The sequence below is a fragment of the Actinophytocola sp. genome (genome assembly GCF_050699935.1).
GTDB lineage: Bacteria > Actinomycetota > Actinomycetes > Mycobacteriales > Pseudonocardiaceae > Actinophytocola.
Genome location: NZ_JBOHGB010000011.1, coordinates 73,548 through 88,130, shown reverse-complemented (window position 1 = coordinate 88,130; position 14,583 = coordinate 73,548). Strand labels below are relative to the sequence as shown.

At 66.3% G+C, this 14,583-nt stretch carries 14 protein-coding genes and 2 pseudogenes; 10 read left to right on the top strand and 6 right to left on the bottom strand.

The window, feature by feature from the left end:
• The 3 genes and pseudogenes from ACRDTB_RS07020 to ACRDTB_RS07010 form a co-directional block, all read left to right on the top strand.
• A pseudogene (locus ACRDTB_RS07020) lies at window positions 1-131 on the top strand (IS5/IS1182 family transposase); the annotation flags it as partial.
• A gap of 49 nt (window positions 132-180) precedes the next feature.
• Window positions 181-783 (top strand): annotated as a pseudogene (locus tag ACRDTB_RS07015) (glutamate--tRNA ligase); the annotation flags it as partial.
• Window positions 780-1,154, top strand: coding sequence for a hypothetical protein (locus tag ACRDTB_RS07010; RefSeq protein WP_431429152.1), 375 nt, complete (start codon window positions 780-782; stop codon window positions 1,152-1,154). The pseudogene ACRDTB_RS07015 and the gene ACRDTB_RS07010, both read left to right, overlap by 4 nt.
• A gap of 408 nt (window positions 1,155-1,562) precedes the next feature.
• On the opposite strand, the gene ACRDTB_RS07005 is transcribed toward ACRDTB_RS07010, so the two are convergent.
• On the bottom strand, window positions 1,563-1,808 hold the full coding sequence (locus ACRDTB_RS07005) for a hypothetical protein (RefSeq protein WP_431429151.1): 246 nt from the start codon (window positions 1,806-1,808) through the stop codon (window positions 1,563-1,565).
• Window positions 1,809-1,824: 16 nt separating this feature from the next.
• Window positions 1,825-2,949 (bottom strand): epoxide hydrolase family protein, encoded by a 1,125-nt coding sequence (locus ACRDTB_RS07000; protein ID WP_431429150.1) that lies wholly within the window; start codon window positions 2,947-2,949, stop codon window positions 1,825-1,827.
• Between the two features lie 88 nt (window positions 2,950-3,037).
• Here ACRDTB_RS07000 and ACRDTB_RS06995 point away from each other — a divergent pair, with 88 nt between their 5' ends.
• Complete coding sequence (locus ACRDTB_RS06995; RefSeq protein WP_431429149.1) at window positions 3,038-4,000, top strand: helix-turn-helix transcriptional regulator; 963 nt, start codon at window positions 3,038-3,040, stop codon at window positions 3,998-4,000.
• A gap of 3 nt (window positions 4,001-4,003) precedes the next feature.
• Here the strand turns inward: ACRDTB_RS06995 and ACRDTB_RS06990 are convergent, their stop codons facing one another.
• Together ACRDTB_RS06990 and ACRDTB_RS06985 are read right to left on the bottom strand one after the other, a co-directional pair.
• Window positions 4,004-4,144 (bottom strand): hypothetical protein, encoded by a 141-nt coding sequence (locus ACRDTB_RS06990; protein ID WP_431429148.1) that lies wholly within the window; start codon window positions 4,142-4,144, stop codon window positions 4,004-4,006.
• Between the two features lie 683 nt (window positions 4,145-4,827).
• A complete protein-coding gene (locus tag ACRDTB_RS06985; RefSeq protein ID WP_431429146.1) occupies window positions 4,828-5,580 on the bottom strand; it encodes an enoyl-CoA hydratase/isomerase family protein in 753 nt (250 codons plus the stop codon).
• 48 nt (window positions 5,581-5,628) lie between these two features.
• On the opposite strand from ACRDTB_RS06985, the gene ACRDTB_RS06980 reads away from it, so the two are divergent.
• From ACRDTB_RS06980 to ACRDTB_RS06955, 6 genes are all read left to right on the top strand, one after another.
• Window positions 5,629-7,230, top strand: coding sequence for an acyl-CoA mutase large subunit family protein (locus ACRDTB_RS06980; RefSeq protein ID WP_431429145.1), 1,602 nt, complete (start codon window positions 5,629-5,631; stop codon window positions 7,228-7,230).
• A gap of 1 nt (window position 7,231) precedes the next feature.
• Window positions 7,232-7,705, top strand: coding sequence for a cobalamin B12-binding domain-containing protein (locus ACRDTB_RS06975; RefSeq protein ID WP_431429144.1), 474 nt, complete (start codon window positions 7,232-7,234; stop codon window positions 7,703-7,705).
• Between the two features lie 51 nt (window positions 7,706-7,756).
• Complete coding sequence (locus ACRDTB_RS06970; protein WP_431429143.1) at window positions 7,757-8,494, top strand: GntR family transcriptional regulator; 738 nt, start codon at window positions 7,757-7,759, stop codon at window positions 8,492-8,494.
• 114 nt (window positions 8,495-8,608) lie between these two features.
• Window positions 8,609-9,892, top strand: a complete 1,284-nt coding sequence (locus ACRDTB_RS06965) for a hypothetical protein (protein ID WP_431429142.1) — start codon at window positions 8,609-8,611, stop codon at window positions 9,890-9,892.
• Window positions 9,876-11,102: a thiolase C-terminal domain-containing protein gene (locus tag ACRDTB_RS06960; protein WP_431429141.1), complete on the top strand. Its 1,227-nt coding sequence runs from the start codon at window positions 9,876-9,878 to the stop codon at window positions 11,100-11,102. The genes ACRDTB_RS06965 and ACRDTB_RS06960 overlap by 17 nt, the downstream gene beginning before the upstream one ends.
• A gap of 4 nt (window positions 11,103-11,106) precedes the next feature.
• Window positions 11,107-12,840, top strand: a complete 1,734-nt coding sequence (locus tag ACRDTB_RS06955; protein ID WP_431429140.1) for a CoA-transferase — start codon at window positions 11,107-11,109, stop codon at window positions 12,838-12,840.
• A gap of 80 nt (window positions 12,841-12,920) precedes the next feature.
• On the opposite strand, the gene ACRDTB_RS06950 is transcribed toward ACRDTB_RS06955, so the two are convergent.
• Complete coding sequence (locus ACRDTB_RS06950; RefSeq protein WP_431429139.1) at window positions 12,921-13,466, bottom strand: UGSC family (seleno)protein; 546 nt, start codon at window positions 13,464-13,466, stop codon at window positions 12,921-12,923.
• Window positions 13,467-14,567: a hypothetical protein gene (locus ACRDTB_RS06945; RefSeq protein ID WP_431429138.1), complete on the bottom strand. Its 1,101-nt coding sequence runs from the start codon at window positions 14,565-14,567 to the stop codon at window positions 13,467-13,469. It lies immediately after the preceding gene.
• Window positions 14,568-14,583 lie beyond the last annotated feature (16 nt).

Sequence of the window (14,583 nt, the reverse complement as noted above, 5' to 3'; positions counted from 1 at the left end):
GCTCGGGTCGAGCACACCCTGGCCAGCATGAAGTGCTGGAAGATCCTCCGCGACTACCGCCGCGCCGCCAAACCCTCACCGACGCCGTGTCCGGAATCGCCCACCTGCACAACATCGTCCACGCCGACTGACATCAACATTCAACGCCGCCAACCCACACCACCCGTTACGAGACAGCCCTTGGCCAAGCTGGAAGACATCAGCGCCGACTACATCGCCACCCTCACCAGCCAACAGGTCTTCGACGCCGTCCGCACCTGGGCCACCGAGCACGACCCCGAACTGGTTGCTGCGCTCGACGCGGAAACCGACCTTGCGCTCCGCGCTCTCGCCGTCGAGCGCGAAGGCGTCGACAACCCGCGCAAGGACCTCCGCAAATGGTCAGACTTCCGGCCCGCCTACGGCTTCTTCTTCCCCCACCTCTTCACGCCGCTCACCGGCGCACGTGACGAGCGCGTCGCCTCGCTCGGGGTGACCCCCGACATCGCCGCCACCTTCGCCCGCGACTTCGCGGACGGCTACGAGCACCTCACCGACCCGCAAGAATGGTTCAACCAGATCCGCGAGCTCGCCGCCAAGCACGGCTTCACCCCCAACGCCAAGGAATACAAGAAGAATCCCGACGCCTACCCCGGCTCGATCCGCGAAGCCGCCCAACTCGTCCGAGTCGCCCTAACCGGTTCCACTCGCAGCCCCGACCTGCACGCCATCACCCAGGCACTCGGCGCTGACGAAGTCCTGCACCGCCTGCAGGCACTGGCCGCGACTCCGAGGACGGAATGACCCCCGAGGACGACCACGACCCGACGAATCCAGCCAGGCACGCCACACCGCCCGGCGATCCTGAACCGCTGTCCGCCGACGAGCCGAGCAGCCACGACGCCCAAGTCCAGGAGATGAAGGCCGGTGCGGCGCCGCTCGTCCGGATCATCCCGATCGCCGCCCAGACACCACCACGCAACCGGCCGGGACACGCCGCAATCGCTACGGTTCCCTTCCTCACCGTGGCCGCCGTGCGCTGGAGCAAGGTCACCGTCGGCGACACGATCGGACGACTGGTCCACCTCCTCCAGGAAAGCGGCGGAAACCTGGCTGGCCAAACACACGACCGCCACCCTCACGTGGACCGTCAGCAGCACGGGACCGACCGGTGACGACGGCGCCGACGCATCCACGCCACCCTGGGTACGCCTGGACGCCACGTTCGCCGGTGCGTGGTCGGGACGCTTCGCACTCGCCGCGTCCGCACCGCGCCTCGCGGAGAACCTCTGGTGCGTCGCCGCATCGCCGTTGGTGGGCATCCTCCCCGACGAGGCAGCCGACAAGGCACTTCCGCCGGCCGGGTACACCACACCAGTTGCCTGGACGTCATTCACCGATGCCCTGGACAACTCGGTTCACACCACAACTCGCCCACCCCAAGCCATTCGCGACCTCGTCACACAGTCGATCTGGCCTGGGGCAGACCGACTCAGGAAGCGCAACCGGTGATGAGGTGACGGCGATCTCGCACTGGGTCCCACCTGGCAGGCCTGGGCTCTGACGGCTGGCGGGCGGCCTGATCAGTCAACGGCGTCGTCGATGAGACCGTACGGAGGAACGGCACGGTTGCGGGTGTAGCGAACAACGACGTCAGCCGCAGCCAACTCGGGAGGACTGTTGTCCACGACGACAAACAGGGCTCCCACGCCTCGGCCGGCGAGCCAGTCCTCGACATGTCGGTAGAAGTTCTCCCAGGCTTCCGAAGTTGGTAGCCACACATGATCGCGGATTTGTGGCCTGAGCTGGGGAAACGGCCGGACGATCACGCTGACCTGAGCGGGGTCACCGCAGCGGTCCGAAGAACGTGCGCAGGTCCGCGGCCAGCTGGGTCGGCGCCTCCATCGCCGGGAAGTGCAGGCCCCGCTCGAACTCGGTCCAGTGCGCGTCGGGCGCCGCCGGGACGAGCTTGCGGACCGTCTCGTCCGCGCCGAATACGGCGAAACCCTGCGGTACGGCGGGCGGCGCTCCCCAGTCCGACGAGTGTGCCTGCTCGTAGAGGGTGTGCGCGGCGGTGGCGCCGGAGCTGGTGAACCAGTAGAGGCTGACCGTGGTGAGTAGCTGGTCACGGTCGATCGGCAGGTCTGTCCAGGCCTCGAACTTCTCCGCGATCCACGCGAGCTGCAGCAGCGGCGAGTCGACCAGGCCATAACCGATGGTCTGCGGCCGGCTGTTCTGGATCGCCAGGTAGCCGGAGCCTTCCTTGGTGAACTCGGTCATCCGATCCAGGATCACCTTGTCGACCGGGTCGTTCTCGTCGAGCCGGTCGGCCATGCCGGGCAGGAAGGTGGCCGCGCTCGCGGCGGTCATCGGGTCGGTCACCACGTGCACGCCGATGACATGCTCGCCGTCGAGGGAACCGACCATGCCGGACACGCCGCCGCCGATATCGCCGCCGTGCACGCCGTACCGATCATAGCCGAGCCGGCGCATCAGCTCGATCCAGGCGCGCGCGGTGCGGCCCATCGACCATCCGGTCGAGCGCAGCGGTGTGGAGAAGGCGTACCCGGGCAGCGACGGCGCGACGACGTGGAACGCCTGGCCGTCGGCCGGGTTCACCAGCGGCTCGATGAGCTGCTGGAATTCGGCGACAGTGCTCGGGAAGCCGTGCGTGATCAGCAGCGGCTTCGCGTCGGGCCGGTCGGATCTGACGTGCAGGAAGTGGATGCGCTGGCCGTCGATCTCGGTGGTGAACTGGGGGTACTGGTTGAGCCTGGCCTCCTCGGCGCGCCAGTCGTACCGCGAGCGCCAGTACTCGGCGAGCTCGGTCAGGTAGTCCGGCGGCACACCGCGGGTCCACCCGACGCCGGGTAGCTCGCCCGGCCAGCGGGCATTGGCCAGCCGATCGTGCAGGTAGTCGAGGTCGGCCTCGGGGATCTCGATGCGGAAGGGGCGGATCTCGTGGCTCATCGTGTCTCTCCTCGTCTCGTGCGGACGGGAGCAACCTACGAACGATTGCGGAATATTACGTTCCTGGATACCGAGGCAAAATCGAGGAATGTTGGAAACCTCGGCACGCCTGCTGCGCCTGCTGTCCCTGCTGCAATCCCGGCGCGACTGGACCAGCGCGGAGCTCGCCACCCGGCTCGGTGTCACCACCCGCACCATCCGAAACGACATGGACCGGTTGCGCAGGCTCGGCTATCCGGTCGACGCGCGACCAGGGGTGGCGGGCGGCTACCGGCTCGGCGTCGGAGGCACGCTGCCGCCGCTGCTGCTCGACGACGAGGAGGCGGTGGCGGTCGCGATCGCCTTGCGGACCGTTGCGAGCAGCTCGATCGCCGGCATGGAGGAGACCTCGGTGCGCGCGCTCGCGAAGCTGCAGCAGGTACTGCCGTCGCGACTACGTCACCGGGTCGGCGCCTTCCAGTCGTCCACGCTGCCGATGCCTTCGACCGGTCCTCGCGTGAACCCGGACGTGCTGACGATGATCGCCAGCGCCTGCCGCGACCACGAGCGCCTGCGGTTCGACTACCAGACGCACTCCGGGGCGGCCAGTCGCCGATCTGTGGAGCCCTACCGCCTGGTCAACGACCGGCGACGCTGGTACCTGGTGGCCTGGGACATGGATCGAGACGACTGGCGCACCTTCCGAGTCGACCGGATCGACCTGCGGACCCCGACCGGACCGCGCTTCACCCCGCGTGCACTACCACCCGACGCAGAGATCACCGCGCGGTTGGCGCGTGGGATCGGCGAAGCAACCTGGCGGTACCGGGCACGGGTAATCGTGCACGCGCCCGCGGCCGCAGTGCGAGCCCGGCTCCCGATCCCGGCCGACATCGAGTCGCTGAGCCACGACCGGTGCGCCTTCGAACCCGGGTCGGACCACCCGCAGATGCTCGCGATGTACCTGGGCATGCTGGACGCGGACTTCGACGTCATCGACTCACCAGAACTGGTCGACGCACTCCGCGAACTCGCCGCCCGCTATCAACGCGCGGTCGACACCAGTCCGTGAATCTCACAGTCCCCAGAACGGGCCGGACAACCCGACCCCGGGCAGGTATTCAGCGGCCGCCGCCGGCTCGCGGCGAACATATCCCCGGTCCAGCCGGCCGCCGTACCAGTGCTCGGCCAGCCGCCAGAGGGTGGCCAGGTCCATGACGTATCCGCGAGGACAAATCTGGATGTGGAACGTCACCAACCCACAACAACCACACCTCCTCGCCACCCTGGACCGCGCCCGACAATCCACCTGGAGCCTGGTCTTCAGCCCCGACGGACACACCCTCGCCGCGGCCACCACTGACCTCACGCTCTGGGAGACCGACCCAGAACGCCATCGCCACACAGATCTGCTCCACCGCGGGCGACCCCCTCCTGGGGCACCCGATCCCGCGGCACCACCACCGAACCCACCAAATCCGGCGTCGTAGGCCAGCGTGGCGACCCCCGCTCCTGGCGAATGCCCCCGCCTCGATCCGGTGGTCCTCGCGCGGGCGCGCCCCGGCGCAGTGCAGGAGGACGATCGCGGACAGCGGACGCGTGGAGTTGGCCGGGCACCGCAGAGTGGCCGGCAGCCCGCGTCACGGAACTGGCCCAGGGGGCACGAGTCCCCGAACGACAGGCCCTGCAGGTACGGCAGCGGCAGCATCTCGGTGATCTTCGGGTATTACGCGCCTACGGGGCAGAATCGCCGAGGAGAACCGCTTCCGCTCGTCCGTCACCGGGTCGGTGCGCTTGTCGTTGCCCCGCACCGGATCACCTATACCGCGCCGACGCTGGTCAGCACCTCACATGACAAGGAATAGCCGTTGTGCACGACCCGGTTAGCCGTAGCCGCGCTCAGGAACGCCCGAGCTGCCTCACTGCCACCCAGTGCTCCTCGTCAGCCCACAGCCGAGCGAACCGTCCCACTGCGTCGGAGGCCAGGGCAGGATGGCTGTTGGGGCGAGCAGCATCCACCGCGGCCTTGATGGACCGGCTCACGGTCGGTGGGATCGCCGCGATCCTGGCGGCGAGATCCTCGTAGGCCGACTGGAAACCGGCGCGAGGAACCTCCAGATCGACGAGTCCGATATCGGTGGCATCGGCAGCGTTGAGCCTCTCGCCGGTCAGCAGCAGCCGTAGTGCCACACTCCTACCCACAAGGTCGACCAGACGTTCCAGACCACCCCACGCCGGCATGATGGCGAGCTGTGACTGGTTGAACGCGATCGTGACATCGGCCGCGGCCACACGAAGATCGCAGGCAAGCGCAACCTCGGCGCCTCCACCCAATGCGTGCCCGTTGAGCGCGGCGATCGTCGGCATTCGCAGTGCCGCGACGGTGTCGAGTAGCCGTCTCATCCGGTCGGCCATCACGGTGGCCTCGGCCACAGTGCGCAGCACGGCGAAGTCCTTCAGGTCTCCACCTGACACGAACGCGCGATCGCCGCTCCCTCGTAGCACCACGACGGCCGCGTCATCCTGCTCGACCTGGGCAAGGGCGGCCCCGAGCTCATCGATGGTCCGCAACGAGATCGCGTTGCGCGTCGCGGGTCGGTCGATCGTGATCGTCGCGACCCCAGCGACGTGCTGAACCCGGACCTCGGTCACGAGCCACTCCGATTGCCCACGGGTAAAATGTAATATATCATCCTGCTCATGGCAAGGTTGAGCGATCGAGTGCATCGCGCCGACCTGGTGACGGAGTCGGGTCTCCCCGTCCAGGCGGCGTACGGTCCGAGGCCCGATAACGACGAGGTCGCTTCGCCTGGCCAGTTTCCCTTCACTCGTGGCAACTTCGCACACGGGTATCGCGAGCGGCTCTGGACGTTCCGGCAGTACTCCGGGTTCGGGACCGCCGAAGAATCGAACGAACGCTACAAGTACCTACTGAAGGAGGGAGGCACGGGCCTGTCCGTGGCCCTTGACCTTCCATCGCAGATCGGCCACGACTCGGACCACCCCGATGTGGCGGAGGAAGTCGGCCGTGTCGGTGTGGCCATCGACTCGTTGCGAGATGTCGAGATCCTGTTCGATCAGATCCCGCTCGGCGACATCAGCACCAGCTTTACGATCAACGGCACGGCCGCCATTCTGCTGGCGTTCTACGTAGCCGCCGCCGAGAAGAGTGGCGTGCGACGCAGGGAACTCCGTGGCACGATCCAGAACGACATTCTCAAAGAGTACGCCGCGCGTGGAACATGGATTTGGCCGCCTGCACCGTCGTTGCGTCTCATCGCCGACTCCATCGAGTTCTGCGCGGACGAGGTCCCGCGGTTCAATGCGATCTCGGTTGCCGGAGCACACTTTCGCGACGCTGGCGCCACTGCTGCCCAGGAGATGGCCTTTACACTGGCCGACGGCGTCGCGTATTGCGATGAGGTCGTGTCCCGCGGCCGGCTCACGATTGACGACTTTGCGCCGCAGGTGTCGTTCTTCTTCTACACACATGGCGACTTCTTCGACGAGATCGCCAAGTATCGGGCAGGGCGGCGGAAGTGGGCTCGCATCGTCAAAGAGCGGTATCAGCCCAAGGACGACCGCGCTTGCAGGTTTCGAGTCGGGTGTGTGTGCGGTGGCTCGTCGCTCTACGCCAGCGAGCCCCAGAACAACATCATCCGCGTGGCATACGAGGCAATGGCCTCGGTGCTGGGCGGCGTGCAGTCCATGTTCACCGCGGCATGGGACGAGCCTTTCGCGCTCCCGACACAGGAGACCACGACGCTGGCGCTGCGCACGCAGCAGATTCTCGCTCACGAGACCGGCGTGACCAGGACGGTCGACCCCCTTGGCGGCTCCTACTTCGTCGAGGAGCTCACCGACGCGATGGAGGAGCGCATCAGCACCATCATGGATCAGCTCGAGCAGGCGGGTGGCGTGGTCAGCGCGATCGAGTCGGGGCGTCTCCAGCAGATGATCGCGGACACGGCGGCGGATCGCCACGCGCGCATCGAGTCCGGCGATGAGGTGGTCGTCGGGGTCAACACGTACGCATCGGACGCGCACCCGCCCGACATCGAGGGTTATGAGTTGGATCCCGCTGGAGTGCACCGGCAACTGACGCGGCTCGCCGAGGTCAAGCGAACCCGTCATGCACAGGGTGTGAAGGCACGGCTGCGCGCGCTCGCCACGGCGGCTCGGGCAACGAACAATCTCATGCCACTGCTCGTCGACTGCGCCAACGAGTACTGCACGATCGGCGAGATCACCGACGTGCTGCGTGATGAATGGGGCGAGTTCCAGCAGCCGAAGGTGATCTGAGATGCCGTTACGGCGCAGGATACTGATCGCAAAGGCTGGCTTGGACGGCCACGATCGCGGCGCGAAAATAGTGGCACGGATCCTGCGTGACGCGGGTTACGAGGTCATTTACACGGGGATCCGGCAACGTCCTGCTGAGATCGCGGCGGTCGCCATTCACGAAGATGTCGACGTGGTGGGTCTGAGTGTTCTGAGCGGTGCGCACATTGGCCTGACACGGAGGATAATCGTGGCACTCGCCGAGCACGACGCGACCGACATCACGATCGTCGTGGGTGGCACGATCCCGTCACGTGACAGGGAGAAGCTCATCGAACTCGGTGCCGCGGCGGTCTTTCCCACCGGCACCTCCACGGCACAGATCCTCGACGGCATCGATAGCCTGTTCGCCGCCGACAATGAGAAGAACGTCCACGTCGGGCCGTATGCCGTGTCCGACTACACTCCCCCGACGCATGCTCACAAAACCCGCTGATATGTTAGGATCAAGTATATGGGGCTACCTGGATTTAGATGAGGTGACGCTGTGGACTCAGCCCTGAATGGAGAGCCCTGGCCCGTACCTTACGCCGCTGAGCGCGTCTGGCGGCGACTGGGCGGAACGGCTCGTGACCGGATAGCGCAGGAGCTCCGTGACCGTATCCTTATCGGCGATCTTCCACCCGGCTCGCGAATTGACCTGGACAGCCTCGCCGAGGAGTTTCACAGTAGCCGGACTCCTATCAGAGAGGCTTGCCTGGAGTTGGCCCATGACGGTCTGATCACCGTGGCGCCGCGAAGTGGCATCAAGGTTATCGGCGTCACCGCGGAGGACACGCTCGAGAACTTCATGTTGATGGCGGTTATGATGGGTGTGGCTTCCGGGCTCGCGGCGGAGCGAATAACACCCGAGGAGCTGGAGAAAATCCAGGAGCTTCGTAACGACGTCGTTACGGCTGCCAGAGTCAGCGGCGATGTCGTGACCGCGAACTGGATGTTTCATCGAGAAATCAATCGGGCAACGAAGTCTAGCCGACTACTGCGGCTCATCGGCCAGACCGGACGTCTGATCCCAATCACTTTCCTCCACTGGTTTCCCAAGCAGATCCCCTGCAGCTTGTCTGAACATGATGCGCTTGTGGACGCACTCGCCAACCGCGACGCGGCAGCCGCGCGGCTCGTGACAGAGCAGCACTTCGCCGAACCTGCACGACTGCTGGCATCACGTATGCGTAGTGAGAGATCCGCACCGACAAACGTTCTGAACCTTCCCGGCTCGGAGTGAGCCAGTCGAGCAGAGCCACAACCGAGGCAGCTTGTCGTCAATATTTCTCGGTAGCGGCTTTGCTGGCGTTTCGTCGAGTGGAGGCATCACGTGGCAATGGACGGAATAGCCGACGTGGCCGTCTATGTCCCAACTTTCACGTTGACTCCCGAGCTCGCCGACGCACTGGGTTCGCCGATAGGGGTGCCCGTGTCCGCGCCAGACGAGGATCCCGTCACGATGCTGTGGGAGGTCTTCGACGCAATCGGACCGGCATCGGGCGACGAGACCGTGATGCTCGCCGGGTCCCCATCGGACCTGGAACCACGAGCAGTCCTCGCACACCTCATCGCGTCGGGCGTGACGGGGCAACCATCGAGCCTGCTCGCCGCGAGCTCGCACATGGGTCCCGCCGCTATCCTCGCCGCCTTGAAGGATCTCGATCGGCCGGCGACAGCGGGGATCGTGGATCGCACCCGCCAGTCGCCCGTCGCGCCACCTCACCCGGAGCTGTCCATCGCCTTGCGCACCGGTGAACCGCGGATCGCCGAGATCACCGCGTGCTCGACCCGCGCATCTCTCACCTTCGATCGCTGGGCGGACTTGGCATCCAGCGCTGGGGACGACCGATTTGTGGAGACGGCCCTCCAGACGGAGGCGACGATACTGCTCGACGAGCTTCTCAAGGAGGCCGGGCGGTCCAAACAGGATCTCGCCGGAGTGATCATCAGCACCAGCCATCGTCTGCGAACGTCCGCGCTCGCCGCGAGGTGGGAAGTTCGCGAGGTCGTGCAGCCGAGAGCCAGTCCGCACGGCGCCGCCGCTGTGCTCCGCGAGTCGCTCCGCCGGCTGGCCGAGGCTGGCGTCGGCGCGACGCTGGCCGTGCTCGATCTCGGTTGGGGTGTGAGCGGAGCCGTTCTGACGGCGGGCCGGGACGTCGCTCGTGCGGCCGCGTCCACCGAACCTGGGACGACGGGCACCTACGACTACCGGGAGTGGACCACGGCAATTCTGGACACCGACTCAACGGGACCGTGGACCTCTCCCCAGGAACTCCGGCGAGATGCGCCGCTGTTGCTCGGTCGCGCCGGATACAAATGTCTCGCATGTCAGTCCGTCGGTTTTCCCTCGTCCCATGTGTGCGAACGGTGCGGGAAAAGCACGGTCATCTCCGAAACTCTCGCCCGTACCGGAACGGTCTTCACCCACACGATCGATCACCTGTACGACGGTTCGAAGGCCATCCAGATGGTCGTGCTCGACATGGACGGTGGCGGGCGCTTCTACTCCCAGGCCGCCAAGGACGTCGGACCCGCACTCGGTGTCGGCGACCGCGCTGGGCTCGTCTTGAGGCTGGTGCATCGGTCGGGAGATCTTCCGCACTATTTCTGGAAGGTGAAGCATGGCACCGACGGCTAGCACGCACCGCCCCGACACGGTCCGGGACGAACGCGGTGACGATGTCGCCATCATCGGCGCGGCCTGCACCATGTTCGGTGAGCTGTTCGACCACAGCTTCGGCGACCTGGCCAGGAGCACGGCCCTCGCCGCGATCGCCGACGCGGGCCTGACCATCGCGGACATCGATGCGGCCTGGCTGGGTACCGCGTTCGCGTACACCTACTCGGATGAGGGCAACGCTGGCACCTCTCTGGCCGAGCCGCTCGGCATGGCAGGGAAGCCGGTTACTCGAGTCGCGGCATACTGTGCCTCCGGGCTCGACGCCATCCGCAACGCTGTCGCCGCACTGAAGGCCGGTACCTGTGACATCGCGCTGGTGGTCGGTGCCGAGAAGATGCGCGATGTCGGGCCACGCGGCAGCCTGGTCGCCCAACACGTCGATCGCGGTCACCCGCTGCTGGCCAAGGGGCGCACCGCGCCCGGCATGTTCGGCCTGGTCGCGGAGAGGTACCGAGCCGACCATGGCGACCCGCGCGAGGCCATGACGGCGGTCGCGATCAAGAACCACGCCTACGGCGCCATGAACCCGCGAGCCCACTTTCGCAGGGCCGTCACCACGACCCAGGTTGAGTCGGCACCCGCTCTCTCGGGCATGATCGGCCTGCTGGACGCGTGTCCGACGACGGACGGCGCCTCGGCCGTCGTCCTGATCCGCGCGGCGGACGCCCGCGGTCGCCGCTCAGCCACGATCACCGGCATCGCCACCTCCAACGACCTCGGCTATTTCACCGCGCAGTTCTCCCAACGTTTCGACTTCGTCAGCTTCGAGGCCACGCGCAACGCGGCCACGTCGGCCTTCAAGCAGGCCGGTGTAACGGTCCCGATCGAACAGATCGACGTCGCGGAGGTACACGACTGCTTCACGATCACGGAGATCGTCAACTACGAAGATCTGGGTCTGTGCCAACCTGGTGAGGGCCGGGAGCTGGTGCTCTCGGGCGCAACCGGACCGGCGGGACGCCTGCCGGTGAACACCAGCGGCGGGCTGAAATCCTGTGGTCACCCCATCGGTGCCACCGGAGTCCGAATGGTGGTCGACATCTGCGATCACCTGTGGCGCCGAGCGGGTGAGCGACAGGTGGACGGGGCCCGACGCGGCTTGGCGCACGCGCTGGGCGGACCCGGTTCGCTGGCTTGTGTCGCGGTGCTCGAAGACACCAGCTCATAGCGCCATGACCGTTCAACGCCGAAGCCGCGTGCTGCCTCTTGCCGAGGCGATCCGTGCGTTCGTGCACCCGGGAGACACGATTCACGCGGCATACAACGATGCCCGGCCGAACGCCGCGCTCATGGAGGTGCTCCGACGATTCCGTGGCGAGAGTCCAGGACTGACGCTCGTCACCGCCGGACTCGTGAGCCCGCAGCATGCCTTGGTGCACAACGGTGTCGTCACACGCCTGATCACGAGCTTCGCAGGAGAGAACTACCCGAAGCCCAGGCCCAACCGGATCTTTCAGGCAGCGGTCCAGAATGGACGCGTTACCGTCGAGAACTGGTCACTGCTGTCGTTGACCACGCGACTCATGGCGGGTGCGTTGGGTCTTCCCTACATGCCTGTCAGGTCACTGGCTGGCTCAGGCCTCGCCGCGGATCTTCAGTCCGACTACAGGGAGGTCGACGACCCGTTCGGTTCGGGATCACGCACGGGGGTGGTGTCAGCGCTGCGGCCCGACGTCGTGCTCCTGCAGGGAGTCGTGGCCGACGCCTCGGGAAATGTCGTGCTCGGCGCACCCTTTGGCGAAGGCGCATGGGGTGCCCTTGCCGCACGTCGAGGCGTGATCGCATGCGTGGAGCGCATCGTCAGCACTGACGAGATTCGCGCGCATAGTGCTCTGGTGAAAATACCCGCGCATGTCGTGCTCGCCGTATGTGAAGTCCCTTTCGGGTCGCATCCATACGGCCTCTATAATCCCGGCTTTCCCGGAGTCGACGGGTACATTCAGGACGACGCGTTCATGACCGATGTCCTGACGGCCTCACGCACGCCGGCCGCGTTCGACGCATGGACGGCTGAATGGATTGCCGGCACCCGTGATCACGCGGAGTACCTCGCCAAGATCGGCTCCACCCGGCTCGACGACCTCGCCCATGCCGCACGTCCGGGCGGCTGGCGCGACGGTGTGCCAACAAGCTCCCGGGCCGGCCAGAAGCAGTACACCGGCAACGAGTACTTGATCGTCACCGCCGCGCGGGAGATCCGGCGGCGGGTCGAGTCGGATGCGCACGACGCCATCCTGGCCGGCGTCGGGCACGCCAACCTTGCGTCCTGGCTCGCGGTCGACGCGTTGCAGGACGCGGGCCTGGCAGTGGAGCTCATGGCCGAGATCGGCATCTTCGGATACCGGCCCCAACCCGGAGAGCCGTACATCTTCTCCCACAGGAATCTGCCGACCTGCACGTTGACCACCGACGTCATGACGGTTCTCGGCGCGTTCGTCGGCGGTCCGAGTACCCGATCGCTCGGTGTGATCGGCGCCGGTTACGTCGACCAGGATGCAAACAGCAACTCGACCTGGGCCGAGAACGGTGGCTTCCTCCTGGGCTCCGGAGGTGCCAATGACATCGCCTCAGCCGCCGACGAGTTGCTGGTGATGCTCGCGCACGAGCGCAGCCGCTTGCTTCAGCGGTTGTCCTACGTCACGAGTCCCGGGTCACGGGTGCGGACGATCGTGACCTCCGCTGGCGTGTTCCACAAACATGCACGAGAACTCGTACTGACCCGCTACCTTCCTCTCGCCGGAGAAGGACGCGACGCCGCCTTGGACCGTATCGCCGCGAGCTGTCCATGGCCCTTCGCGGTGACGTCCGAGGTCGCGCCCGAGCCACCCCCTTCCCGGGAAGAACTGGATCGCCTTCGCAGCTACGACCCCAAGCACCTGTTCCTGGGATCCGAACTGGTTGGCTAGCTGGGTGATTCCTCATGGCGTCGGCAGGCAGATTCGAGCCCCCGCGGCCCGGGCCATGCGCTGCTTCGCCGCGTCGGCGCTCAGCCTCGTTCGAGCAGTGCGGTAATCTGGCGAACGGCCGAGTCGGCACGGTCCCGCAACTCGCCGTCGGAAAGCGTCCCAATGGGATGCTCGACCACGACGATCCGCATCGACGGCAGCCCCAGAGACGAGGCGACCGTTCCCGCGAGCGATCGGAACGGCTCCGAGCACAGCATGATGGCGGGTATACCATTGCGCTCCAGCGTGGCCGTGTCGTGGCAACTCCACGAGGTACACGAACCTCAATCGCCGGTGCCAGTTATTCCGATGTCTACGAGGCCACGCAGGCGCGCCATGATCGCCCCGTCCGCGGGCGCGGCCACGCTCGCCTTCCGCTCGTGCGCGACAGTCACAGTACCGATCGGCGAGGCGAGCCCTTCGGCAACGCGTCGCAGCAAGGTGCCGGCGTTCGGTTTGGTGTTCTCCAGGGTGCCAACCCGGAGCGGTCGCCGGCTCGGCAGCGTAGCCAGCTCGTGAACACGCTCACCGTTCGCCGCCGCGACGGGGTTGTATATACGCAACAGGATCGCCTCCTCGTCAGGCACTCACGGAGCCGACGTGTCGAGCAGCGCGGTGACGGCATTGGACACGCCGAAGCCCGGCAACACGCAGGAGTGCTTCCCTGAGCCACCGCCAACCAGCACTTTGAACATCTCCGGTGCGCTCACCACGGGCATCATCGCCGTGTCGCGTTGCTGCCCAGCTAACCACGGCGGCCACACGTGCAGCCCCCATAGGTTGAGCAGTTTCAGCCTGGCCAGCTCGATGCGAGCATTCTCGTAGAGGTACATCTGCACGTCTTTTCGGCTGAAGCCACCGCCGGCCACGGTCTGCGCATGCTCCGGCGACAGCACGACGAAAACCTCCGCACCCATCAGGTACGGATGGTTGCTGCCCAGTTTCGTCGCCGCGTCCGCGATGGTGAGAAGGACGCCCTCCGCGTCAGTGCTGACATGCTCGCTGACGTTCTGCGGATTCTCGGCCGCCACCACCGTCACCGCGCTGGCGTCGGTGTCCGCGCCGAACTCATCCACGCAGTAGGGCGGCCACGGGCTCTCCGTGGTGTTCTCCGCGATGCAGAACGAATACTTGCTCGGCTGGCCCTGGGTTGCCTTGTCCCGCGCACCCGGATAAGCCCCACCGACGTTCATCAACACCAGCCGCACCGCGCGGCCGATCGTCGCGTTGGCACGATTGCCGGGGCCGAACATGCCGGCTCCGGAATTCATCCCGAGATCCTGTGCCACCGGTCCGTGCACGACGAGCAGTGGTGCGACCGGATGAGTCGTGGTCTGGACGCTCAACAGGTTGAACTGCTTGCGCAGCATGCACTTGACGGCCAAGACCAGCACGGGAAAGTACTCGGCGCGGCATCCGGCCATGATGGCGTTGGCCGCCAGCCGCTCGAGCGTGACCTCCCCGCCGCCGGGGAGCATGTGTCGCTCCTCATCGAACACGATGTCCCCCACGGCAGCGAGGAACTGACTCATGCGTTCCGGCGTGGACGGCACGATCGGCAGGCCATCACCCCAACCGTCTCGCATGGACTGCTCGTAGAGCTGATCCGGGTCATCGGAAACACCGATCCAGTCGTCGCTGTCGAGTGGCGGTACCGCACGCCCCGCCGCGCCCGTGTCGATGCTCATGTGCTGGGCCCTTCGT